The sequence below is a fragment of the Paenibacillus sp. JSM ZJ436 genome, assembly GCF_044383795.1.
In the GTDB taxonomy this organism is placed as follows: domain Bacteria; phylum Bacillota; class Bacilli; order Paenibacillales; family Paenibacillaceae; genus Paenibacillus_AQ; species Paenibacillus_AQ algicola.
The window spans coordinates 387,677-413,662 of the sequence record NZ_JBISEO010000002.1; the positions used below are offsets into that span (position 1 = coordinate 387,677).

Consider the following 25,986-nt stretch of genomic DNA (forward strand, 5'->3'; position numbering starts at 1 on the left):
GCCTCCTTTAGCTGCAGCTTCTGCAGTTTTGTCCTTTGCGCTGGCATGTCTGACACCATGCTACTCGTAGGCGCGAATCTCATACACACCCACCCGCCTGGCGCCATTCGTCTTATGGAAGACGACCTTCAGCTCATTCGTAAGGAACGGCTGAAAGGACAGCTTGTTCACCCGCTTGTAATTGTCTGTTACGGTGATCAGCTCGTGGTACGCTCCATTTTTCTTGCCATAGACGGTATAGTCCTTGACCAGGGTCGGGAAGATATTGAAATCCTGATAAATCTCCAGGTTGTCATAGTGGTAGTTGAGATTGGAGTCAAAAACAAGCTGCATGCGGCTGACGTTCCGCGCCTCCTTCAAGCTCACCGTAATGCTTTCATCCCCCTCAGTCGGTGCAGAAAGCCACAGATTAGGCAGCCCATGGTTCCTCGACAAGCCATTGTTCAGGTTACCGCCGTTATAGATGTCCTGCTCTGTACCCGTCCGGTAGCAAGGAAGCCCCTTCTCCGCACGCCACATTTCTTTCTTCACTTCCAGGGTGTCAATATCGCAGAAGGTTGTGCGGCGGTTCATGGCATGCTTTTTGAGGAAAAATACACCGTTCAGCTCGTCATCACACATGCCCAGCTGAATCGACTCATTCGGCTCGAATTCGATGAACAGCTTGCCGTTCTCGCTCTCGCCGCTTAGAGGCAGGTTCACCCACTGCAGCTCGGAGCTGGCCGGAACGGTAATCTCCCCTTCATACAGCTTGTGCTGCGGCGAGTAGTTCTGCAGCTTGCTCGGGACGTAAACGGTATACCGCAGACGGGCCTCCCTCTGACTGCTCAGACGCAGCGCCAGCTGCTGAACAGGCTCCTTCACCGGCACGATGAACGCGTACCGGCCATCCAGCGGCAGACTGAAATCTGCCTGCTCCAGGAAGGAAGGCTGCACGGAGCTGACCTGAATGTCAGCTTGACGGCACAGATCAAGCGGATCGTGGCTGCGCTTCCCGATGATGTATTGGTCATTCGCCAGCAGCAGCTGCTGCAGCTCCTCCATATGCTGCTCGTAAATATCTCTTGGCTGCACATGGTACTTCTTGCACAGATGAGCGGCTGCCGCGCAGGACTGGCCCAGCACCGCCAGCGTAGCCATGACGCGCGTCGTACCAAAGGCTACGTGGGTGGTGGACATGCAGCGGCTGGCTACAAACAGATTGTTTACATTTTTGGAGTAGCAGCTGCGGTAGGGAATCGAGTACACGCCCCGCAGCACGAAATGGCGGGTCGTCATATCCTTCGAGAAGAAGCCCTCCACCGCATGCAGGTCGATGGACCAGCCGCCGAAGCCGATCGTATCCTCGAAATCCTTCTGCTCCACAATATCCTCTTCTGTCAGGATATAATCGCCCATCAGCCTTCTGGATTCTCTCTTGCCCGGAACACCGCTCACATACTCCAAATCGTACTGGGAAGCGTCATAATTGCCGCTGTTCTTGATATGATTCCAGATCCCGTAGACGAGCTCTCTGTGGTTTTGCATAATTTCCTCGTTCTCGCGGATGGGGTCCTTTCCATGGCCAATTTCGTAAAACCACTGCATCCGGTATGCCTCATAGCGGGAATTTCCTGGGATGCGGTCGGGAATCTGGCGGTGCTGCAGCGCCTCCTCAACCTTCAGGCTTTGGGCAAATTCCGGCATCACGAACCGTGCAGGACGCCCGGTGTCTTTGGAGTACCAGGACAGCGTGCTCAGCAGCATGTTCTGGTCTGCCTCATCCGGAGCAATCCGTTCGTTAAATTCCGACTTTGCTTCCCGCCCGGTACGGTACTCCGCCCCGGCAAGATAGCCGACCGTCCCGTCTCCGGTATCGTCGAGAAACAGCGGGCTGTAGAAGTCAAAGCGCTTCTCCGCGCCCAGCTGTGATCCGGACACATACAGGATGTTACCGCTTCCATCGGTTTCGACTTTATCTATGTTGGTATTCAGAAACAGCGATACATTCGGCTCACCCAGGACAAAATCCAGCAGAATCGTTTCCCATAAATACGCATTGCCCTGCGGATTTCGATACAGATTCTCCAGGCGTAGCTCTTCCATAATGCCCGACTCCCGGGCGTAGAAGTTAAACTCCTGGGCACCGTCGGCGCCGACCACATTGATCCGGTTCTCAGGGCTTGCATTGCCGCCTAAATACCCCCGGTTATTAATTAAGGATACTTTCATGCCAAGTCTTGCGGCCTGGATCGCCGCACAGATGCCCGGCATTCCGCCTCCGACAATCGTCAGGTCCCGCTCCACCTTGATTGGTGTAAATTCCATCAGACTTCCTCCTTCGCATTTACCATATATCCATATGATAGTCCAGCATCCCGTCTTTAAAAATACACGCAACTGCAAGATTGATATCTTATATCAACTTCTATACAATGTCTTTTAAATCGAAGTGTAAAGGAGGAGTTGTCCCCATGGAGCAGCGTGTCATGATGAACCGCAGCGAGCTGCCTGCTTTAATTACAATGGGGGTGTTCAAGCCGGCGCAGCCCTGGATTCACGTCGACCGGATCTTGAATATGGATACCCTGCTGTATGTCGTGGACGGAGAAGTGACCGTGTGTGAGGAGGAGATTGACTATACCTTGAGCAGCGGACAAGCTTTTTTTCTCAAAAATCAGTGCCGTCACTGGGGCAAATCCCCCGTCGCGCCCGGCTCGACCTGGTACTGGGTCTCCTTCGTGCCGTTTCAGCCCCGGGCAGAGCAAGAGCCGCTCTTTCTGCCGAAGCAGCTTACCTTGTCCTCCCCGGAGTCGTTTATGGATATCCTGAACGCCATGCTGCGGCTATACCGCTCTGCCGCGCCGTTCAGCACGGAGCGCATGAACGGCCTGCTCTATCAGGCGCTGTACGAGCTGCTGCAGCAGGACCTGCAGCAAAGAGAGAAGCACCGCGGCTCCGCGCTTTCCTCTCGGATCATCGCCTGCCTGAAGCAGCAGCTGGAGCAGCCCTTTGACAGCAAGAGAATTGCCGACCGTCTGAGCATGAACTACACCTATTTGGGGCGGGTGTTCAAAGCCGATACCGGCAGCACGATCAATGAATACTACCGGAAGCTCAAAATCCAGCGTGCTATTGAGCTGATGCACGCCGAAGCGCTGAACCTATCCCAGATCAGCGAGCAGCTCCAGTTTCCGAATCCCTATTATTTCAGCCGGGTGTTCAAGCAGGTCACCGGCCTGTCGCCGCGTGATTATCAGCAGCAGCTGTATCGGTAGCAAGAGAAAGGGACGCTCCACCGGATCAAGCTTCGGTGGAGCGTCCCTTGTTGTTACGTGAGATACAGCGCGACCGGTGCCTTACGGCACCGGCTTCACCTCCAGCAGCAGCACCTGCTCTGAACCGAGGCTGAAGCTCGCTGGCGAGCTTTTGCCGGTCATCAGGTTTTTGACGGTAACATTTTTGTTGTTCGCCATTTTGAGGCTGATATTGGAGGTGTTCTTTCCAACGTTCACGATCGTCATCAGGTAGGTGTTCGTGCCATGCGGCACAACCCGCCAGAAGGCTCCCTTGGAAGGCAAACCATTGTTCTCGGTCAGGACCACCGGTGGCAGCTGACCTTTGGCCGACAGCTCTGTTGTTACTCGGGATGCAATGCCGGACACGGCATTGTTCGTCATCTTGATCAGCTTGCCGGTACCTGCGGTCAGGGTCTTCGCGCGCGGCTGCTTGTATTCATTGAACTTGAGGCTGACATCATCCAGGATGACGGTTCCCCCGTTATCCAGATAAATTTGCAGTGCGTTAAATTCCGCTTCGGTGACTTCCTCCGTCTTGCGGACTACGATGACATCCCAATCCGAGTTCGGCTGCTTGAAAATAATGTTCTTCGTGGCAAAGCCGAGCGGTACCCCGCTAAAGTACATGGACTCATACAGATCAAATTGATCCTGCATGTAATTGAAGTCGTTGATCGCGGCCGCTTCAGAGTAGAACAGCCGAACCGGCTTACGCTCCCGCTGGAACTTGACGATCTCATTCGAGAAGGCGTTCATGTCCATCATCGTCTTGGTCAGCTCCTGCGCCACTCTCGGCTGCTGGGCTACCGAAGCCGCATAGGACTCGCCGAGACCGCCAGTAGCATTCTGCAGCCGCTCCTCGATCGAGCCGTCAGCGTTACGGCCCCAGAACCAGGTCAGGCCCCCGTTCAAGCCGTGAATCGTCGTCTGCCAGTATGTGGAGCGCACATACTCGGGCTTCATGTACAGATCCCGGTACTGCGTTGTCGACAGCAGATGCACCTCGGAATTAAAGTGAGGCTTGTTCGGGCTGACGGAATCCATAAAGTCATACGACATCGCCATCTCTTCCCAGTAGTAGGCGTACTTGGACTCCCAGCTCTCCGGACCGGTACTGTTCATGTTCCGCTTGCGAATCTTTGCATCGTCGCCGATGATCTCGGTCATCTCGGTCAGGGCCTCAAAGTCGATGCCATGATCCCGAGGGCCCTCGACGAAGAGGTCTGGCATAAGCTTCAGCTGAGTCCGGGCTGCAGGATCATATTTCTTGATCTCATCATGCAGGAAGGTCAGCCATTCAGTTCCCCGATCCATGTTGAAGCGTGACCAGTCATACCAGATCGGAGTGTTCTTGTAAGAGGCATCCAGTGGAATGGCAAGATTCACCTGGCTGAAGCTGCTGTAGCTTGTCCCCCACAGCCCGTTCAGCTTGGCAATCGTGCCGTGCTTGGCCTCAAGCCATGTTCTGAACTTGCTCATCGTATACGTAGACACATTGGAAACGGCCGCCCAATGCCCTTTCGCCGTAAACCAGTGCGGTTCATTAGCGAGAATGTAGCCGAGCTTGGTGTAGTTTTTGCCGGCCGTCGTCGGGATGGTTCCCTTGAAGACATCCTTCCAGATCTCCCGCACCTGCGGGTGGTCAATGTCATACTTTGTGAAGAAGCTCTGCCCCTTCAAAATCTCTGGTCCATACTTGGTGGCTGCCCATTGCGGCAGCGGATCATGCCACAGCATAAGGTAGCCGGCTGTATTGGTCGGGCGATTCTTCAGATCAGCCAGCTTCGTCTGATCGATGGTTCCGGCCTCGTCCAGCGCGAAGATCGGGCTGATGGCCTTTGGATGATCCAGCTTGCCTAAATATTCGTTATACAGTGTCGGATCGGAGGTTGGAATATTCAGCGGCTTGGAGAAGTAATCGTACAGGAACACCGGCTTTCCGTTAGACATGAACTGATCATTCTGCACCGTAATATTCGACCAGTTGACCTTGGACACTGCGCGGCGCGTCACCGCTCCGCTCATGACCTGATTCAATTCGGTTTTGGCTGTATCCAGCATCTGACTGACTTCTCTGCGCTCAAAATTGGGCAGGTCATTCGCCAGCTGCTGCGCATTATTCTGGAACAGCTTGACCCGCTCGAACTGGGCCTTGTTCTTCGCAACGTTGGCGGCATCCCAGTCTGCGTATTTAATAAATTCACTTGCCATCCATGCCGCACTTTCCTCCCGGGTGGTGTCAATGCCACTTCCTTTCGCTTGTGTGATCAACGCGTTCAGCTCGCCCAGCTTTCTGACAGCCTCCTGCTTCGGGGTTTCAGCAGCGAACGCGATCGAGAAACGGTCTGCTGCGGTCATGCCCATGATCAATCCGACACATAAGGTCAGGCTGATCAGCTTCTGTTTGGTTCCCATCCATGCACCTCCATTTAAATTTAAAATTTAATTTCACACTTAGAATATTTAACATTGGATGTTAAGTCAATACATTTTTTATATATTTTTCAAGTTTGTAATGGAGCAGCTTCAAGGCATGAAGGAAAAGAAGCACGCTCTGCTGTAGAGCGGCTTCTTTCCAATGCTTTGCCTCCATTCCTATGCTTTGCTAGTTCCTGTGTCCTGCATTTATGGAAGCTCCAGCAGACGCTCCACCAGCACGGCCGCCTGGGCGCGTGTAGTGAGCTCCTTCGGACCAAATTGCCCGTTGCCTGATCCCTGCAGCAAGCCGGAGGCCTGCATGGCCTTCACACTGGCTGCCGCGTATCCGGCAATCAGCCCCTCATCCTTAAAGGCCTTTGCAGAACCGCTGCCCTCTGGCAGTGAAATCCCCTCTGCTGTCAGCAAGCGATGCACGATGACCGCCATCTCTTGTCTTGTGATGGAGTCATGAACACCGAAGCTGCCATCCGGCTTGCCGGAAATGATGCCGAGCGACTGTGCTGTGCCGAGCGCACCACTGTACCAGGCTCCCTGCTTCACGTCGCTGAAGGTAGAGGCAGCCTTCTCGCCAGAGCCAAGCTCAAAAGCGTTAACGAGCATTTGAACAAACTCGGCACGGCTCACTTGCTGCGCTGGCTGAAAGGCTCCCGAACCAGTGCCCTGCACGATTTCCCGCGCTGCCAGAGACAGAATGCTTTCCTCAGCCCATGGGACCGTTGAAAGATCCTTGAAGCTGACGTTTGCTGACGCTGCAGTATAGTAGCTGAAATGCTTCACATGGAATACAAGCGTTCCCGTCTTCTCGTCATAGCGGCTGTTCTTCACGGTCGTCAGCTCACTGTTGTCGTTGATGTAATAAGCAACGATATGCTTCGGCTTCTCGCCTCCCTTCAGCGTATAGGGAAGCTGCAGCTCCACGGATGCCCCATTGCCGAAATGGCTGATTGCCGCGCCATCCACAGACAAGGTGAAGTCGTAGACCGGATTGTCTTTGACAATAGCCCGTGCCTTCTCGCTGTCCAGCGTTACAGAAGTCTTCTTGACGGTGAGCTCTACGGTTTGGGCGTTAGGGCTCAAAGCTTTCTGCAGCATGGACGGCGGGATCGAAACGACAGCGAGACCGGTGTCAATACTCAGCTTGGTAATCTGCGCCTTGCCTGCAGCGCTCACGCTGGAAGCCGGAAGCTGCAGCTGCACTTCATTGGCGGCAGCCGGCAGCTCTACCTGGATACGCACGCTGCCGTTTACAGCCTGTTCCACTGCACTTTGCAGCAGGCTGCCAGACAGCTTGGAGCGCACAACACCGTTCACAATGGTGTCTGCTGTCACTTTCACTGGAGCGGCAGGCTGTTTAACAGGTCCGCTATTGCCTGGGACCGAGCTTCCGCCTCCTGCTGCTCCGCCAGTCGTTCCGCCAGGAGTTCCACCAATCGTTCCGCCAGGGCTTCCACCGGTGCCCGGATCACCGTTTGTTCCTCCATCTGAGCCGTCACCGCTGCCTGGCTGCCCGGATTGTGGCAGCACCTGAAGCTCCAGCAGCATGACTCCTTCCGGCTTTAATGTCCAGGACGTGCCGAGGCTTTGGCCTGTCATCATGTCTGTCACTGTAAATGCGGCATTGCCGGCCATCGCCGCCTGCAGGGAAGCCTCGTGCTTGCCCAAATTCACAACCGTCATCATGTAACGGTCGTCACCCTGTGGCACAACACGCCACATGGCCCCGCGCTGATTGGAAGGGTTCGTCTCCATCAGCTTGACCGGTGACAGACTGCCTTGCTGCTCCAGCACAGTAAATGCCTGCTTGGCCAGGCTGGCAGGGGATGTGTCCGCCGGCTGATACAGCACACCGCTTCCTTGTGTCAAGGATGCTGTGCGCGGCTTTTTGTACTGAGTTAGCTTCAGGCTGGCATCATCCGTAATCACCGTTCCGCCTGCATTCAAATAAGACTGAAGCGCCTCAAACTCAGCGTCTGTCACTTCCTCGGTCTTGCGGATCACGACAGCATCCCAGCTGGAATGCGGCTGCTTCTCCAGCATGCTTGCTGTCACAAACCCGACCGGCACTCCGTTAAAGAACAGAGCCTCGTACAGCTCAAATTGATCCTCCATATAATGCGTATCATTAATGGCCGCCGTTTCAGAGTAGAAGATCCGCACGGGCTTGCGCTGCTCCTGAAACTTCACAATCTCTTCAGAGAACGCGTTCAAATCCATCATCGTCTTGCTTAACTCATTGGCTACCCGTGGCTGCTGAGCCACCGTTCCCGGATAGGACTCCAGCAGTCCCTGCACCGAGGTCGTCATCAGACGATTCTCAATGGAGCCATCCGGATTGCGTCCCCAGAACCAGGTAAAGCCCGCATCCATACCGAGCAGTGTCGCCAGCCAGTAGGTGTTGCGTACATACTCCGGCTTCATGTACAGATCGCGGTAAGCGACAGTGGACAGGAAATGCACCTCTGAGTTGATATGCGCCTTATCCGGGCTGACCGAGGACATAAAATCGTAGGACATGGCCAGCTCTTTCCACATATAGGAGTAGTGCTCCTTCCAATCCTCCGCCTGTCCGGTTGATTTGAAGTTCTCCTTCCGGGTCTTCGCATCATCGCCAATGATGTCGACCATCTCAGTCAGCTTCTCAAAGTCGATGCCATGGGTCCGATTGTCCTCTACGAACAGGTCCGGCATAATCTTAATATGCGTATTCGCCTGCGGATCATTTGCCTTCACCTGCTCATGAAGGAAGCCCAGCCATTCTGTTCCCCGCTCCATATTGAACAGGCTGACATCATAGCCGATCGGTGTGCCTTTATACTTCTTATCCATAGGAATGACGCTCTGCGCAGCGGCATCAAAGCTTGCATAGCTCGTTCCCCACAAAGCATTCAGATTGCTCAGTGTTTGATGGCGCTCCTCCAGCCACTCCGCGAATTGCTTCAGAGCAAGGTCGGAAATCCCCTCTTGGCCGTTTGCTTTTCTAGGAGTTGCCCAGTGGCCCTTCTCCAGGAACCAGTGCGGCTCGTTCGCCAGCAAATATCCCAGCTCCGTATAAGGCTTTCCGCTCGTGATGGGTCCGGTCTGCTTCAGCACATGGCTCCAAATCGAACGAATTTCCGGGTGATTAATATCGTATTTCGTAAACGTCGTAATACCGTCACGCAGCGTCTCCCCGTGCTTGCTGGTCGCCCAGGCCGGAGCAGGATCATGCCACAAGATGGTATAGCCCATATTGTTGCTCGGACGATTCTGTAAATCACCATACTTGTCTGCCGTCGGCGTACCCTTTTCATCGCTTACAAAGCTAGGATTGATGGATTTGGGCAGGTCGATTTTGCCGAGATAGTCATTGTACAGGGTTGCGTTGTCCTTCGGCACATCAAGCGGCTTGGAGAAATAGTCGTGCAGGAACACCGGCTTGCCTTCACTGTAGAAATTACTTCCCTTCAGCTCAATGCCGTCCCAATCCACGAGCCGCACCGGCCGCCGCACAATTGAGCCGTTCAGCACTCCGGTCAGCTCGGCAATCGCCGTATCCAGCAGCGCGATGACTTCTGTCCGCTGGAACTCCGGCAGCTCCTGAGCCAGCTCCTCCGGTGACTTGCCGCCCGGGCTGTAGGATGGAATCACGCCGAACATCTTTTTGTTCACATCTATATTTTTCTCATCCCAATCGGCATACTTGTCATACTCTTTCGCGAACCAGACCGCACCCTTCTCCCGCTCGGTATCGAGCTTACGGGCCTGTGCTTGCAGGATCAAAGCTTCGAGCTCGCTAATCTTGGACTGAATGCGTGCTTTGAGCTCCGCGGCCGACAATGCGCCGTATTTCAAAATACTCTTCGATATAACGCCGCCATTGTTCAAGTCCGCTTCAACCGTCGCCGTCCGGCCATCCTCCGCCTTCACAGTCACGGTCACCTTCTTCTGCTCCATCGACTTGACGGTCAGATAGATGCGTCCGTCCTGAATCTTGGCGGTCAGAGCCGTTTCATCCGAGGATTCAGCTGATTGTCCAACCATACCCAGCTTGGACTCTGTATTGGTAATGCTGGCATCGATGTAGGTTCCGCTGGATTGCACGGCAATTTCCTTCGGAATGGAACCGATCACCGTCAGCTCTGCACCTGACTGTACACTCAAATCCGTAGTCAGTGATGTGATGAGCGGCTTCAAGACCGTTGCTTTACCTGATGTAATCTCCATGCGATTCTTTGCATACATGCTGAGAATAGAGTTTGGCTCTACCCGGAGCATCCCGGTGTTCCCAATCGTTTCGCCCTTGCCCTTGATATACATCGCACTGCCCGGCTCAAACACGGCAGAGCCAATGCCGCTTCCTCCAACAATACCATTGCCGATAATGAAGCCCTCGTCCCGGAAGTCCTGCAGCTGACCCTTGACCTGGATCATGGCATGAACCGTCATCTGAGCCGTGAACTTCAGCCGCACGTTCGCGGGCACCGTCAGCTTTTTCGTTACCGTTACCGGCTTGAACACTTCCACGACCTGGAACGTCTTCTCGCCTACCCTCTCATCGGCCAAGCGTTTGGCCACAGGCTCTGCGCTGCCGCTCAGCCCGTTCAGGGCCGTCAGGAGCTCTTCTGCCGTCGTAATCTCTGCGGCCTGCACCGCGCCTGGCTGCTTCGCAGCGTTAAAGGCTTGAACGGCAGCCTCTAATGCGGCAGCGGCAGTCTGATAATCGCTCTCCGCCGCTGAGCTGTTGTTCTTCGTCACGATTGCGGCATCCACACGATCTGCGAGGTCATCTCGCTTCACTTGGGTGACCCAGTATTGATCCGACGTAAGTCCCGCCCCGTCCACGCTGACCGGCGTGGAATCCAGATTCGTCGCTGCCAGCCGGATCAGCTCATTCAGCCTGACCAGGCCAGCGCTAACCGGCGTATAGTCCACACCGGCTCCAATATTGGAAGAGACGGCATTAAATACGGCCTCAGAGGCTACCGTAATCCGCTGCACCACTGACGTTTCCACCGGCTTCGCCAGCGTAACTATACCGGAAGCGATGCGCATATGATGATTTCCTTGCACCTCTACGCTAGAGTCTGAACCCAGCTTGAATATACCGTTTGGACCTACCACCTCGGTGCCCTGCTGATAGTAACTGCTTCCCGTGCGGAACACCACGACACCGGAGCCGTTACCGGCAAGACCTGCTCCCCGTTTGTCCGGTGTACGGCTGTCCTGAACGGTGCCGAGTACAGTGACCGATGTATTCACCGTCAGGTCGGCAAAGCTTTGCAGCTTCACGCCCGCCGGAATAGACATCGGCTCTCCAATAGTGATGGCTTCATACAGCTCCACGGTATTTCCGCTTAGCTTCACCTTCGTATCATCCACTGTGATATGCTTCAGCGCATCCGCCAGATCCTGTGCCGTCTTGATCTCGGCAGGCACACCTGTACGCGTGCCATTCTGCTTGGCAGCATCAAAGGCTTGGACTGCGGCTGTCAATGCAGCCTCACCTTCCGTGACCTGACTCTGTGTGGCCGCTTCATCGTCTCTAATGCCGATAGCCGATTGAATGGCTGTCATGAAAGCATCTGCAGCCGAGGCAGTGACCCATTTTCCGGTGGATGGCACCTCACTGCCGTCCACGCTGACTGCCGTGGCGTCCTTGTTCGCCATCGCCGCAGAGATCGCCTGGACCAGTGCTGCCTTGTCTGCTGTCGGACCGGATCCTGGAGGGGAAGGCAAGATCAAGACAACGTCGTTATGGATGACTCCGTTAACCTCGAATTTGGCTCCCTCTGCAACCTCAATCACCTTGAACATGTCTGATGTCACCGTCTTGCCGGCCGGCACGGTAACCGTCCCGGAGGCTACGTACAGCCGGCTGTTCGCCAGCAGCTTTACGCTGGAATTCGGCCCCGGCTGAATGACGCCGGCCGCTCCTACAATCTCAGCGCCTTGCTGGTAGTAGCTGCTTCCCGAATTCAGCAGCACCGAGCCCGTGCCGGTGCCGACAACACCGTCCCGGCGAAAATCAAGGCCCCGGCTGTCCTGCAGCTTCCCGTCTACTATCATTTCATCCTGAATGCCGATCTTTAAGAATAGCTGCAGCTTCACGCCGCTCGGTACGTTAAAGGTCTCATTCAGCGTCACAGGAGTACTGACCTGCACCGTTGCATTGGCGTCAGCCAGTTTAATCTTGGTAGCATCCCCGCCTGCGTCCACTTTCGTGCGCAGATACTCCATAAGCTGCTGTGCATCCGTAATCACGGCAGCTTGCAGCGGAGCAGGTGGAACCACCAATGCTGCAATGAGACTCAGGCTCAAAAATAAGGACAATAATCTTTTCATGTCGGCCTCCTTATAAAAGCGTTTACATTTTGTGAGCTTATGGTACTTCATTCCTTAACCTGTCTACAATCAGCGGTTTTTTGCGGGCGTATGCGAAAACAGGAAAGCCCCAAACCCCTTGCTGCATAAGGGATTTGGGGCTTTGTCCCGATTTAGCATACTGCATGCCATGACAAAGCGGAGGCCTCTCGACGAGAGCCCCCCGGCCATTCGTATCAGACTATAAGGACGCGAACCTTTCCCCAGCACGATGGGCCATCCAGAGATTAACCTCCCATAGACTCGACACCGGCTGATTCGTAAACGCCAGGGTCGGCATGTAAGGCACCGGTCCGAATTCAGGCGTAAAAGTCGTTACCGTTTCTCCCTGCTCTGAGCGGTGCTTTAGCATAGACTCCCACCAGCCTTCGAAGCATTCCCGCTCCCGGGTCCATTCCGGCGCGCCCGGATGCGGAACCTGCGGCCCCTGGGTATGACCAATCCGGCCGTGAATATGATGAGTATGCCGGATGGCGAGAGCCAGATCCTCCTCCAGATCTCCCAGCAGCGATTCACACACATTCGTCCAGTGACTGAAATCCGCGGTAATCTTCAGCTCCGGGAACTTGCGCAGCAGCCTCGCCGTCGTCCATGGGGTAAACATGGCCCGGTGACGATGAGTTTCATGAGCAATGATCATCCCATGCTGTTCTTCGGTACGCAGGGCGCTTTCGAAAAATGTATCCTGCTCGGCATCGCTCATGCGGTCCCTTGCACTGTGCGAAACGATATGTACCGGCTGGAATGCCGCTGCTCTCTCCACTTGTTCCTGAAAGCTTCGGATATGGTCCTCCACGCTGTCTCCTCCGCTAACCACCTGAGCGATATACCCCAGCGAATGAGACTGTAACGCCTTCCGAAATTCCTCTTCCCGCTCCTGCGGCGGCAGCGGACATTCAATACCCGTAAAGCCGGCCTCTGCGGCCTTGCTGCACAGCTCCTCAAAGCTTCCATGCAAGCCCCATAACGCCATATACACATTCAGCTTCATCATTGCATATTCCCTCCTCTGATGTCTGTAACGCACCCTCACTTGACGGGGCCTCTTCTCCGCTTTCGACAGTTGCATGTGCAAGCGGCTCCATACAGTGTATCAGATTACACTTCCTTCAATATACAATATACAATCCTTTTCAAGGCTTGAATTTAAACGTTACCGATAGGATGTTGCACTTTACCGACCTCTTGAGTCCTTCAGAGTAAATTTGGTAGATTAGGGTGTTACGAGTTCCCCCTCCTGCCTCGGACAGATTATCCCTACACCACATGATGTATGATTATTATAAAGTAATAAGAGCTAGAATCATCCAGTCGTTCTACCTACTATGACAATCAAAGGAACCTCTGCCTAACTCATTTTGGTAGCGTCAAGAAGTTTGTGTAAAACAACAATAATTTGTGGTCCTTGTATTGCTGTAGATGCCTTGTCCCAAAAAGCCTCCTGTATCAAGCTTTTCAGCTTCTTAACCCCCAACTGGTGAAATTCAGCAGAGGGATTTGAAACGCTCTGAGAGGCAAATTACAGGCAATATAAAGGGACTGCTCCCCGGAGATTTGAAATCTTTCGGGAGCAGCCCCTCTTCAGGCTTTAGCTTGAACCATCATACTCGCGGGAACCAGACGCTCATATCACTTTCCTCCCGGTTCGCCCAGGAGAAATACGGGATCAGCTTGATGTAAAGATTTATTTCCCGTTTGCTGCATCATAGTATTTCTGATAAAGAGCTACATACTCATCCACTCTCAGCTTCTTCAGCTGAGCCAGGTGTTTATCCCAATCGGCATCGCTGAAGCCGTTCATAACGAATTTGGCAAAGGTGCTGGCATAGTAGCCGTTCTTGCCATTCAGATCCAGGTTAATGGCAGCAAGCGTCTCGCCGTCTTCAGCAGACCACAGCATATCGTGAATGAGCTCAGTAGATGCAAACGGCATATACATCTTGTAATGCTCCCGCTTCTCATCCGCCTGATCATCAATCAGTCGATCTACCATATCCTTCAGCACCATTACCGCAGCGCCGTTGCCCGGGGCCTCCGAGTGCTTAAAGTCACCGGAATTCATGCCTTCCGGAACCGGCTGCTTGTCAAAAGTACCGTCCGGATTCTCCTTCACGGTCAAACCAATCGGTCCGACCTCGAACTGGAAGCTCAGCTTTTCTTCATACATCGTGTCCATCCATTTCAGCGTTACTTCCGGGTGTTTGTTATTGGACGTAATAGCGAATGCTCCCTTGCTAAGCGATACCGGCATCCGCAGCCAGCCTTGTTCGCCGTTGGCGCCCTTCAGCGGCAGTACCGGAACATAATCCTCATTGAACGTGCCAAATGCTCCTTGGTTGGAGTAGGTGAAGAATGAACCGATCGGAACATCCTCACTGCGCACCTTCGTCAGATACGTGTTCTGGTCATGAGTAAAGACCTCCGGATCAATCAGCTTCTCTTTGAACAGCTTGTTCATATACTGCATGTAGTTCTCGTACTCCGGCTGCTCCGGCGCATACTTCACAGTGCCGTTGTCCACATACAGATTGTTGCGCGGATCATCCAGCTTGATGCCAAAAGAGCCTGCCAGAGCATTCGCCCCATTCTGGGCATTGTTAAAGAGGAAGGAGAATGGAACCTCATCCGGCTTGCCGTTTCCGTTCGGATCCTTCTCTTTAAACGCTTTCAAGACGTTATAGAAGTCATCAATTGTCTCTGGCATAGACAGTCCGAGCTGATCCAGCCATTTCTTGTTAATGAACAGGACAGATCCAATTTCATTGAAATCTCTTTCGACAAAGGTTGGAAGCGTATAAATATGACCGTCCGGTGCGGTAAGCATCTTCTTGAACTCCGGACGCTGCTCGAACACCTTCTGCAGATTAGGCGCATACTGCTCAATCATGCCCTCCAGTGGAATCAGAGCACCCTGACTGCCCAGCTTGACGATCTCCTGATCCAGCAGCACACCCCGTCCGTAAAATACGTCCGGCAGATCGCCGCTCGCGATAATAATGTTTTTCTTCTCCGCCAGATGCTCCCAGCCTACCTGAGTCCATTCCACGTCTACATTGGTCATCTCATTCAGCTCTTTGAACATCTGCATTTCATTGTAGTCCTTCTTGACCTGCGGCGCCGTATTGGCAAGAACCTTTAGCTTCACCGGCTCCGCCAGTGGAAACTTGAATTTGTCCTCTGCATTCGCATTCGCGTTCGGCGTTTCCCCCTGAGTCTTAGGTTTCTCCGCAGCCGTCGGCGTGCTGCCTCCTCCCGAGCACCCGCCGATGAACAGCGACATTGCAGCCATTACACTTACACAGGGGACCAGCCATTTCTTTCTCATGTGTACAACCTCCCAAAATAATGGTTTGTCTATCATGACCCTCGTCATTTATGAAGCGCTTACATCTGGTTGTGAGATCACAATAGCAGACATCAGCTGCTGCCCGCAATCAGCCAAAATCGCCAGACATATGCGAAACCTCGACGTCCCAAAAACCCTTATATATCAAGCTTTTCAGCTTCCTAACCCCCAATTGGTGAAATTCAGCAGAGGGATTTGGAACGCTCTGAGAGGCAGATTACAGGCAATATAAAGGGGCTGCTCCCCGGAGATCGAAATCTTTCGGGAGCAGCCCCTCTTCAGGCTTCAGCTGGAACTATTATGCTCGCGGGAACCAGACGCTCATATCATTTTCCTCCCGGTTCGCCCAGGAGAAATACGGGATCAGCCTTACCGTCACGGTCTGATTCTGATCCTGCACCAGCGGATGATACAGTGCATCGCCCTTCGGCCGGATCACCATCTCTGTCTGCAAGCCTACCATATGATAAGGCATCTCGGCAATTGGCACCTCTTGGAAAACAGCTTGGGTAGGAAGTGCCAGCTCATCCAGAGTGGCATCCCCGGAAATATCACAGCCCTCCAGGCAGTAGACGACCGGTCCCCGCTTCACGGCAACCATTCCATTCGCCTGCTCGACCATCGGATTGGCCTGATACAGCTGCGCCTTCATCGGCAGCTGGATGTTGATTTCTTCTCCCACCTGAACCGTCACTTCATGAATACCGCTTTGAATCGGCTGACCGTTGCAGGTCGCATCGGTGCACCACGCCGGAATCCGGAAGGAGAGCTTCATGCCCCCTGCCGGCGCCTGGTCAACGTAAATTTTGACCTCTTGATCCCACGGGTAATGGGTTTCCATGCGCAGCTTCACCGGGTCTCCGTTCGCCAGCTGGGAGTCCAGCTCACAGCCTGCGAACAGGTTAATCGCTACCCCTTGCTCGGAGGTGGAGTAGATCCACTTCGGCATGCCTGTCAAGGTTCTCCACAGCTGCGGCGGACAGCACCAGCAGCCAAACGTGACAAACCGTTCATTCGGTGCATGCGCGTATTGGCGAAAGGTCGGCTTGATGCGTTCATGAACACGGTGTGACAGCGGATTCGCATAGAAGTACCGGGTCATGTCCAGACTGCCCCCAGAGATGCCGGCATTGTAGAGAATGCTTTCCATCCAGTCGCCGTATACAGCCTTGTTCGTCACATGCAGCATCCGGTGTGCCCACATCGCAGCTGCGATATTCGCACAGGTCTCATTGTACGCGATTCGGTTCGGCAAATTGAATTCATCGCCGAACGCCTCTTGAACCCGGTCTCCCCGCTCGGACACGCCTTCATAGATCGGACATACGCCGCCTGTAATATAAATTCTCCGGCTGATCATATCATTCCAGATTCGTTCCAGTGCCGTCAGCAAGGTCTCATCCCGGGTATAGGCATACACATCCGCGGCCCCGGCGTACAGATAAGAAGCCGTTACCGCATGACCGACAGGCTTATATTCCTCACGCAGTGCGACGCGGTTCTGATTCTGGTCTCCGTTGCCCTGCTTCGTGCCGCGCATGGTCACGAAAATGTCCGCCAGCTCCAAATAACGCTGTGTTCCGGTCAGACGATACAGATCCACGAGTCCCATGATCTGACTCGGGTTGAAGCAGAAGTCGCCCAGCTCCGCATTCAGCGGCATAAATACCGTGCACAAGTAATCAGCACAACGGACGGCGACCTTCAGCAAGCGGTCATCCCCTGCCGCTTCATACAGTGCGCAGGCTGCCGTGAATAAATGCCCGATGTTATACAGCTCGTGATGACCCGGATGCTGCCACCGCTCCTTGTCTGTCAGCAGAATCTGGGTGTTGATGTATCCATCCGGCTCCTGGGAGGCTTCGATCCAGGGAATATACTTGTCCAGGATTTCCAGAATCTGCGGATCCTTGGTTACGGCATATTGATTGGCACAGCCTTCTATAAATTTATAGCAATCGCCATCCGACCAGTCATTGTCGTGAAAAGTTCCTTCCAGCTCTCCGGCAGCAATGCCGAAATTAATCAGGCGCGCAGCATTGTCCGGATGCATCAAAGAGCTTTCCATGCTCTTGATGACGTGCATGTAATCATCTACGCGATTTCCCCAGAACCCTCCGGTTAATTTCGCTTCTCCCAGCTTAACGGGCTGAAACTTGGCGATCGTGTGCGTACTCATAGCGATTTCTCCCTTCATCTTCTTCATATTGAATATTGAATAAAAAGCTGGACCTGTTCATACCCAGGTCCAGCTCCAGAGCTCAATTATTTACCGTTTGCTGTATCGTAGTACTTCTGATACAGCGCAACGTATTCATCCACCTTCAGCTTCTTCAGCTGTGCCAGGTGATTGTCCCAATCGGCCTGGGTGAAGCCGTTCATGACAAATTTGGCAAAGGTGCTTGCATAGTATCCATTTTTACCGTTCAGGTCGAGGTTGATGGCGGCCAGCTTCTCGCCGTCCTCAGCGGACCACAGCATATCCTGAATGACATCCTTGGATGCGAACGGATCGTACATTTCATAGTACTCCCGCTTCTCATCCGCCTGCTCGTCGATCAGGCGGTCTACCACATCCTGCAGCACGATCACCGTTGCACCGTTACCTGGCGCTTCGGAGTGCTTGAAGTCACCCGAGTTCATGCCGTCCGGAATCGGCATTTTGTCAAACGTACCATCCGGATTTTCCTTCACCGTCACACCGATCGGACCAATCTCAAACTGGAAGCTCAGCATTTCTTCAAACATGGCATCCATCCACTTCAACGTCACTTCCGGATGCTCATTCGAAGCTGTGATAGCAAAAGATCCTTTAACAACTGCAGCTGGCATACGCAGCCAACCTTGCTTCCCGTCCGGACCCTTCAGCGTAGGAACCGGCACATAATCCTCATTCAGGTTCCCAAATACGCTGCGTTGGGAATAGCCGAAGAAGGCGCCAATCGGAACATCCGTGCTTCTTACCTTTGTCAGGTACGTATTCTGGTCATGCGTGAACACTTCCTGATCTACCAGGTTTTCCTTGAACAGCTTGTTCAAATATTCCAGGTATGTCTGGTATTCCGGCTGCTCCGGAGCATATTTAACGGTGCCGTTATCCACATACAGGTTGTTCCGCGGATCGTCCTGCTTGATTCCGAAGGAGCCGGCCAGCGAGTTCGAGCCGTTCTGTGCATTGTTGAACAGGAAGGAGAATGGAACCTCGTCTGCCTTGCCGTTGCCATTCGGGTCTTTCTCCTTGAACGCTTTCAGAGCTTCATAGAATTCGTCTGTCGTCGTCGGAACAGCCATGCCCAGCTGGTCCAGCCACTTCTTGTTAATGAACAGAACGGATGGAATTTCGTTGAAATCACGCTCGACGAACGTAGGCAGAGAGTAGATATGGCCGTCTGTAGCCGTCAGCATGGTTTTGAAATCAGGGCGCTGCTCAAACACTTTTTTCAGGTTAGGTGCATGCTGCTCGATGAGATCCTCCAGTGGAATAATCGCTCCCTGGCTGCCCAGCTTCACGATTTCCTGATCCAGCAGTACGCCTCGTCCATAAAATGCATCCGGCAGGTCTCCGCTGGCAATAACGATGTTCTTCTTCTCAGCCAACTGCTCCCAGCCTACTTGAGTCCATTCCACATCGACATTCGTTAATTCTTTCAGCTCTTTGAACATCTGCATTTCGTTATAGTTCTTCTTGACCTGCGGCGGGGTGCTTGCCAGAATCTCCAGCTTAACCGGCTTCTCCAGCGGAAATTGAATTTCTGTTGCCTCTGCGGCCTTGCCCTGATCCTTATCGGATGACGACGGTGTGCTTTCCGAGCTAGAGCAGCCGCTCAGCAGCAGCACAGCAGCCAGCATGGCGCTCATGCCTGCAGACCATTTTTTGTTTCTCATTTCTCTTGACCTCCTGGGTATAATTTCTAATGAAGCTTGTATATTCATGAAGCTCTATTAGCCTTTAACAGAGCCGATCATGACACCTTTGACGAAATAACGCTGCAGGAACGGATACAGCACAAGCACCGGCAGACTTGCCACCACGACCATGCCGTATTTGACCAGGCCTGCTACCTTCTGTTCTTCCACCGCGTCCTTGGAGCTGTCGATCATATCCAACTGGGCTTCGCTGACGATCAGAATTTTGCGGAGAACAATCTGCAGCGGATGCAGACTCGCATCATTCAGATAAATCAGAGCCTGGAAATAGGAATTCCACAGTGCCACGGCATTGAACAGCACCATAACGGCAATGATCGGCAGAGACAGCGGAATCACCATCCGAATGAAAAATTTGAAGTTACCGCAGCCGTCCATCATGGCGGCCTCCAGCATCTCGCCCGGAATCGTGTTCTGGAAGAAGGTTCTCACGATAATGAGCTGATATACACTGACCGCACCTGGAACGATCATGGCCCAGATGGTGTTCACCATGCCAAGCTCCTTCACCAGCAGGTACGTCGGGATCAGTCCGCCGTTAAAGAACATGGTGAACAGGATCAGGATCATCAGCACCCCGGAGAATGGAAGATCCTTGCGTGACAAGGCGTAACCGCCCGTGATGATCAGGCTGACACGGAACAGGGTTCCGAAGAAGGTATAAAAGATCGAGTTCGAATACCCCCGCCAGATTTCATCATCGTTAAAAATCCGTTCATAGCCGATCCAGGTCACATCCTTCGGCAGGAAGCGAATCTGTCCGGAATTGACAAGATCCGGGTTGCTGATGGAGGCCACAATAATGAAATACAGCGGATAAATGACCACGAACAGGATGCCGCAGAACAGCAGGACATTGAACCAGTCAAACAGCCTGTCGGATCTACTTTTGTTTAATACGTCCATTTCTTTTCCCCTCCTACCACAGACTCGCCTTGCCGAAGCGTTTGGCAATCAGATTGACAGTGACCAGCAAAATACAGTTTACAACGGAGTTGAACATCCCGATCGCCGCAGAATAGCTGTACTGTGCATTGAGCAAGCCACTCTTGTACACATACGTCTGAATGATCTCCGCCGAGTTGATGTTAAGCGGATTCTGCATCAGGTATACCTTCTCGAAGCCGACGGACATAAAGCTGCCGATGTTTAGAATGAGCAGGACGATGACCGTAGGCATGATGCCCGGCAAATCAATATGGATGATGCGCTTTAATTTGCTTGCACCGTCTACGACAGCGGATTCATGAAGCTCCGGACTGATGGACGTCAGTGCTGCCAGATAAATAATGGTGCCCCAGCCTGCGTTCTGCCACACCCCGGACCACACGAAGATCGAAGCGAACCATTCCGCTTTGGCCATGAAATACTGGCTTTCAATGCCGAGGCCCATCAGCATGTGGTTAATGACTCCACTGCTAGGCGACAGGAACAGGTACAGCATCCCGACGACAACGACAGTGGAAATAAAGTGCGGTGCGTACGTGACGGTCTGGACCAGCTTCTTGAAGCGCTGGCTCGTCAGCTGATTGATCAGCAGCGCGAGGATGACCGGAATCGGGAACAATGCGAGCTCGTACAAGCTGATCGTCAGCGTGTTGAAGAGAATTTCCCAGAACTTGTAGTTCTCAAAGAACCGCTGGAAGTTCTCGAAGCCGACCCATGGACTGTCGGCAATACCTTTGAAAGGCAGGAAATCCTTAAAGGCGATTTGTAAGCCATAAATCGGGCCATATTCAAAAATGGCGAAATAAATCAGTGTAGGAAGCAGCAGCAAGTATAGTTCATAGTGCCTTTTCCATTGCTTCAGCAAAGCATTCCCCTCCCGTGCGTTTTCAAAATGTTGATCGTGGTTTTAAGCGCTTTCACCGTGATGCAAATTATAATACCAACCACCTGATCAAGTGCGCAATCAGCGAAATTCAGAGCGATATGCGAAATTTAAAAAGCCCGAAAACCCTTGATAGATAAGGGTTTTCGGGCCTGCCTAAGGAGGATCTGCTCACTTCTTGTCTTCATTCTGCTGCAGCCGCTTCCGGTACTCTCCCGGCGTCAGCTGAACCTCGGCCTTAAATTTGCGAATGAAGCTTGAAGGATCGCTGTAACCGATTTTTTGAACGATTTCGGCAATCGACAGATCGGTGTCGATGAGCAGCCGTTGGGCCTTGTTAATTCGAATGGCATGCAGATGCTCCGAGATCGTCTGGCCGGTCTGCTCCTTGAAATATCGCGACAGCGAAGAAATCGACTGGGAGAAGTGACTGGACATGCTCTGGATGCTGAACTGCGGATCGGCATATTTCTGCTGCAGCAGCTCGATCATCTCCTGAAGCAGAATACGGTCCTGCTCTACTGGCGCTTCCTTCATCAGCAGCGGCCGAATCTGCTCGAACGTGCTCCAGACGATTTCGTCCATTTGCTGATAAGAGGTGCAGGAGGTCAGGGCAATGACATCAGGGTATGCCACCGACATTCCCCTCTCCGCTCCAGCCTCGGCCGCAGCCTTCACCAGGGTATTAATCAAATCAAAATAAATGTACTTCGCGGACAGCAGCGAGGAGCTGCTGCTATGAATATGCTCCAGCAGCTGCTTCATATGCTGCTTCACCTTATCGGTATCATGGTCACGCAGCAGCATCGGCAGCGTCTGGAACTGCTGCGCAGAGTATACGGGCAGCTTCTGATGCTCCTGATTCAGCTGATGTGGCAGAATAACACGGTCTTTTCCCAGAATAAGCCGGTACTGCAGCGCTGTCGTTGCGCTGATATACGATTTCGGAAGCAGGGTCAGATCGTCCACGGCCTCTCCGACCCCGATCGTCCACATCAAATCCGTCGCTTCCTTCAGCCTCTGATGCCACTCGTTCCAGCTCTCGACCCCGCCGGATTCCGGCGGGCAGGACTGAATCCAGATCCACTGCTCCGGCTGAATCGTATCAATGGAGTATAGCTCCATGGATTCCGGCACCATCGACCTCCACAACGCCGGAAGACGTTCACGGATCAGACTCATCTTGCCTCCCGGATGAGCCTGGATACAGACTACCCGGTACTGATCGGCCTTCAAGGTGATGCCAAGCGCAGTCCCCTGCTCCTGAAACGCGGACCATTCCCGAATCTGTCCCGACAGCAGCTGATTCAGCAGCTGCTGCCGCAGGGCTGGGCGTCCGCGCTCCACCTGGGATTCCAGCGTGTGGCTGCGATCGCTCATATAATCGAAGGCCGAGCGCAGCTTCTCCAGTCCGCCGGAGGGGCTCTCGCCCTGGGCAGGCTGGAGCTTGCTCTCTACCACATCAATCAGCTTGCGCAGCGGATGATAGTGAACGTTCATATTGATATAAATAATGCTGGACCCCACAAACAAGATAAGGGCCAGTGCAATCCCGGCCTTCAGCTGCACCTGGTCAATCGGCTTCATCAGCTCCGTCTCCGACACAACGGTCACATAGGTCCAGCCGGAGGAAGCCGAGATCACTTTGGATACATAATATTGGTCGTCATCCAGCCTGCGGATTTCACTGCTTCCCGCCTCTACATCCAGCAAGCCCTCTGGAACACCTTCGGCATCGGCTAGAGAAGCGACCAGCTGTCCCTGTGCATCCAGAATATACACATTGCTCTTACGGTAAGGCAGGAAGGAGGAGAACATCTGATTGACCTTCTTCTCCTTGATCAGAAAGAGCAGGGTGCCCTTGTTCTTGCTGGTGGAACCGAAGGCCGGAACAGGAACGGCATAGCTGATATACCGGTCCGAGCGCGGATGCTCCAGCGATTGGCTGGCATTCGCGGCATTGACCGCAGGTACGTCCGACCCCAGCAGAACCAGGTATTGATCATAGGTCAGATACTGGCTCAGAAACATGTTATAGAACACGACGGACAGATAGGTGCTTTTGGAAGAGATCAGAAGGTCCTGATTTCTGGCTTTATACACGACCTCCGAGAAGAACGCATTGGCTTCCGCATACAGGCTGATCTTGTCCTTCGCCTCATAAATGGAATAAATACTGCTCAGCCGCTCCGGATCAAATTCCCGCCGCACGGACAGCTGAACGGCAATGTTTCGCATCTCCGCCAATTGGCCATCCATCGTATCCCTCACCTGCTCAAGCATCGCCCGGTTGGACTGCTGCACCTGAGTTTGAAGCGTTGACACAATATAATGATTCAAAAAAAGGCCGATGACGATAACAGGAAGGATCAGCAACAAGGCATAGGAAATTAGATATTTGTAAAAAAGCGACAGGTTCTTTAATTTCTTCAGCCCAGCAAATCGCACCTTTCATCTCACCTCTTCTCTCCAAATCCCGGCATAAAGACCTCTATCCAGTGCGAAAAGCCGCACTGGATAGGATATTTTTGCCGGTAGCTTACTTTTCCTGAATGGTCTTGTCACCCCGGGTCTTGATGTTCTGAATCGTTTGCTGCACGTCCTGCTCCTTCACGAGGTACTTCTCTATCTCCTCGTTGATGACCTTTTCGTATTTCACGTTGTTTGGACCCATGACCTTCTCCCCGACAAACTCAGTCTCTTCGTTCGCAAAAATGCTCTTCAGCTGCTCTACCGTAATATCATCCTCCGCGAGCGCTTCACCGAATACCGCGAACAGCTCATCCTGGGAAACCGTACGGTTTGCGGATTCAGAGGAATCAGCATACTTTGCGGCCAGTCTGCTCAGCTCGATCGCAATGTCCAGCGCAAGCTCCGGATTGGCCGAGGTTGGCGAGATACCGAAACCGTTTACGATGCCCCAGGTTTTCGTCTTCTCGCCGCTGTCTACCGGAAGCGGAGCGACGCCGAGCTTCCAATCGCGAGGGAACTTCTCTTTATCTGCAGCCCATGGCAGCACCCAGCCGCCCTGGATATTCATGCCGTACTGGCCATTCATAAAGGCCGGAGGATCGATCTTGGATGTTACGGTATTGGCATGGGTCGGCATACTCTGATCGACATGCATCATATTATAGATTCGTTCCATGGATCTTGTAAACACAGGGTCCTCGATATTGGACAGCCCTTCAGCGGTATAGAACTGCTCGCCGCCGCCCAGTGCCATGATAGCATCGCCATACCAGAAGGTGCCCCACGGCAGGTAGAATGCGCCATATTTCTTGGCTGCCCCTTCCCCTGTCGTCAGCTTTTTGGCCACCTCGCGGTATTGATCCCAGGTCATTGGGACTTTTGCATCCGGATAAGGTACACCCGCCTGATCAAAGAGCGATTTGTTATAATACAGCGCCCATCTTGTAATGTTATGCGGCACTATGAACAGCTCGCCATTGTTGCTGGCGTTGTCTGCATACGGGCCGAACTCTTCTTTAAAATCCACCCCGATCGATTTGGACAGCTCGTCAAGCGGTACAATCGTGCCGGCATCCGCCCACTGCTGCTGAATCATTGGATTCGCCACCACGATAATGTCCACCTGGGCCCCCGAGGCGATTGCAATCGGCACAGAGGTCAGGAAATCCGCTTCTCTCCCGTGGAAATCAAACGTCACATGGCTGTACTTGTCCAGCTTCTGGATTTCCTCCATCGCCTTCTTCATCTTGATATCCTCGTCGATGCCGTTCAGATGAATGACCATCTTGACAGGTTCTTTCCCATCCGTTCCCTTCGCACCGCTTCCCTGGGTCTTGCCCTCCTCCGAGCCGCTGCTGCAGGCTACAACTGAGGTCAGCACCAGCATCAGACAAAGAAGCTTGAGCATCGTAGTTCTCACATTGAACATCCCCTTTTTATTTCATTATAAGTTCACTGCACAAGACGGCAGCCGCCGAGCCCGCACAGGAGCTATCCCTTGACGCCAGACAACGCAACCCCTTCTACAAAATGCTTCTGTGCAAACAGATACACCACGATGATCGGAATCAACGCCAGCGTTGCTCCTGCCATCTGGACCGCAAAATTCGTAGAGTACTGTCCCTTGAAGCTTGCAATTCCGACACTGAGCACCTGCTTCAGCGGATCATTAATGTAGATCAAAGCGCTGAAGTACTCATTCCAGCCCCACGTAAACGCCAGAATGAACAGCGCCGTAATCTGAGACTTCGCAAGCGGCAGAATGATTCTCAGGAAGGTGGTGTACTCATTACAGCCATCGATTCTCGCAGCATGAATGAGATCATTCGGAATCGAGGTGAAGAACTGACGCATCAGGAAGATGGAAAACGCATTGAACATCCATGGCAGCGCTACGCTCAGTACGTTGTTAATCAGCCCCAGAGACTTAAAAATCATAAACTGCGGGATAATCCGAACCTCCACCGGAATCATCATTGTGGCGATGAAGAGAAAGAAAATGATATTTCGGCCGGCAAAATCCAGCTTCGCAAAAGCATAGCCTGCCAGTGTGCTCACGAACAGGACGAAGAAGACGATGTACACCGTAACCAGCGCGGTGTTCATATACCAGTGTGCGAACGGGAATTCAGTCACCGCTGCGACATAATTGCTTGTATTTAAGGTTTCCGGAATCCACACAATCGGCATCTGGAAGACTTCGCTCTCATACTTGAAGGAAGCGGAGATCATCCAGGCCAGCGGAAATACCATCACGATGCCCAATATAGCAAGCAGTACGGTACGAATCAGTCCGGATACCATGGTGAAACGTTGAACCACTGCTGCCACCC

General features: G+C 53.1%; 14 protein-coding genes. 1 reads left to right on the forward strand and 13 read right to left on the reverse strand.

Annotated features, from left to right (window positions below; translation table 11 throughout):
• Positions 1 to 60: 60 nt before the first annotated feature.
• Positions 61 to 2,307 carry an FAD-dependent oxidoreductase gene (locus ACH6EH_RS04025; RefSeq protein ID WP_397331217.1) on the reverse strand — a complete coding sequence of 749 codons (2,247 nt, stop codon included), beginning with the start codon at positions 2,305 to 2,307 and terminating at the stop codon, positions 61 to 63.
• A gap of 146 nt (positions 2,308 to 2,453) precedes the next feature.
• Between ACH6EH_RS04025 and ACH6EH_RS04030 the strand changes: the two genes are divergently transcribed.
• Positions 2,454 to 3,257 (forward strand): helix-turn-helix domain-containing protein, encoded by an 804-nt coding sequence (locus ACH6EH_RS04030; RefSeq protein WP_138224098.1) that lies wholly within the window; start codon positions 2,454 to 2,456, stop codon positions 3,255 to 3,257.
• Between the two features lie 81 nt (positions 3,258 to 3,338).
• Here ACH6EH_RS04030 and ACH6EH_RS04035 read toward each other — a convergent pair whose 3' ends face one another.
• The 12 genes from ACH6EH_RS04035 to ACH6EH_RS04090 all read right to left on the reverse strand — a co-directional run bounded on the left by ACH6EH_RS04035 (position 3,339) and on the right by ACH6EH_RS04090 (position 25,975).
• A complete protein-coding gene (locus ACH6EH_RS04035) occupies positions 3,339 to 5,693 on the reverse strand; it encodes a beta-galactosidase (protein ID WP_138224097.1) in 2,355 nt (784 codons plus the stop codon).
• 210 nt (positions 5,694 to 5,903) lie between these two features.
• Complete coding sequence (locus ACH6EH_RS04040) at positions 5,904 to 12,038, reverse strand: S-layer homology domain-containing protein (protein WP_397331218.1); 6,135 nt, start codon at positions 12,036 to 12,038, stop codon at positions 5,904 to 5,906.
• Positions 12,039 to 12,258: 220 nt separating this feature from the next.
• Entirely contained in the window at positions 12,259 to 13,071 is an 813-nt protein-coding gene (locus ACH6EH_RS04045; protein ID WP_243896132.1) for a sugar phosphate isomerase/epimerase family protein, read from the reverse strand.
• A 607-nt stretch (positions 13,072 to 13,678) separates the two neighbouring features.
• The gene (locus tag ACH6EH_RS04050) at positions 13,679 to 13,765 is read right to left on the reverse strand and encodes a hypothetical protein (protein WP_397331263.1); all 87 of its coding nucleotides are present in this window, start codon (positions 13,763 to 13,765) and stop codon (positions 13,679 to 13,681) included.
• Positions 13,762 to 15,402, reverse strand: a complete 1,641-nt coding sequence (locus ACH6EH_RS04055; protein WP_208204301.1) for an extracellular solute-binding protein — start codon at positions 15,400 to 15,402, stop codon at positions 13,762 to 13,764. The genes ACH6EH_RS04050 and ACH6EH_RS04055 overlap by 4 nt, the downstream gene beginning before the upstream one ends.
• 319 nt (positions 15,403 to 15,721) lie before the next feature.
• On the reverse strand, positions 15,722 to 17,602 hold the full coding sequence (locus tag ACH6EH_RS04060) for a glycoside hydrolase family 127 protein (protein WP_397331221.1): 1,881 nt from the start codon (positions 17,600 to 17,602) through the stop codon (positions 15,722 to 15,724).
• Between the two features lie 86 nt (positions 17,603 to 17,688).
• On the reverse strand, positions 17,689 to 19,308 hold the full coding sequence (locus ACH6EH_RS04065) for an extracellular solute-binding protein (protein ID WP_138224090.1): 1,620 nt from the start codon (positions 19,306 to 19,308) through the stop codon (positions 17,689 to 17,691).
• Between the two features lie 57 nt (positions 19,309 to 19,365).
• The gene (locus tag ACH6EH_RS04070; protein WP_397331222.1) at positions 19,366 to 20,256 is read right to left on the reverse strand and encodes a carbohydrate ABC transporter permease; all 891 of its coding nucleotides are present in this window, start codon (positions 20,254 to 20,256) and stop codon (positions 19,366 to 19,368) included.
• 13 nt (positions 20,257 to 20,269) lie between these two features.
• On the reverse strand, positions 20,270 to 21,163 hold the full coding sequence (locus ACH6EH_RS04075; RefSeq protein ID WP_138224088.1) for an ABC transporter permease: 894 nt from the start codon (positions 21,161 to 21,163) through the stop codon (positions 20,270 to 20,272).
• A 189-nt stretch (positions 21,164 to 21,352) separates the two neighbouring features.
• Positions 21,353 to 23,521: a helix-turn-helix domain-containing protein gene (locus ACH6EH_RS04080; protein WP_397331223.1), complete on the reverse strand. Its 2,169-nt coding sequence runs from the start codon at positions 23,519 to 23,521 to the stop codon at positions 21,353 to 21,355.
• 199 nt (positions 23,522 to 23,720) lie between these two features.
• Entirely contained in the window at positions 23,721 to 25,073 is a 1,353-nt protein-coding gene (locus ACH6EH_RS04085) for an ABC transporter substrate-binding protein (RefSeq protein WP_208204297.1), read from the reverse strand.
• Between the two features lie 71 nt (positions 25,074 to 25,144).
• Positions 25,145 to 25,975, reverse strand: coding sequence for a carbohydrate ABC transporter permease (locus tag ACH6EH_RS04090; protein WP_233281091.1), 831 nt, complete (start codon positions 25,973 to 25,975; stop codon positions 25,145 to 25,147).
• Between the last annotated feature and the right edge of the window lie 11 nt (positions 25,976 to 25,986).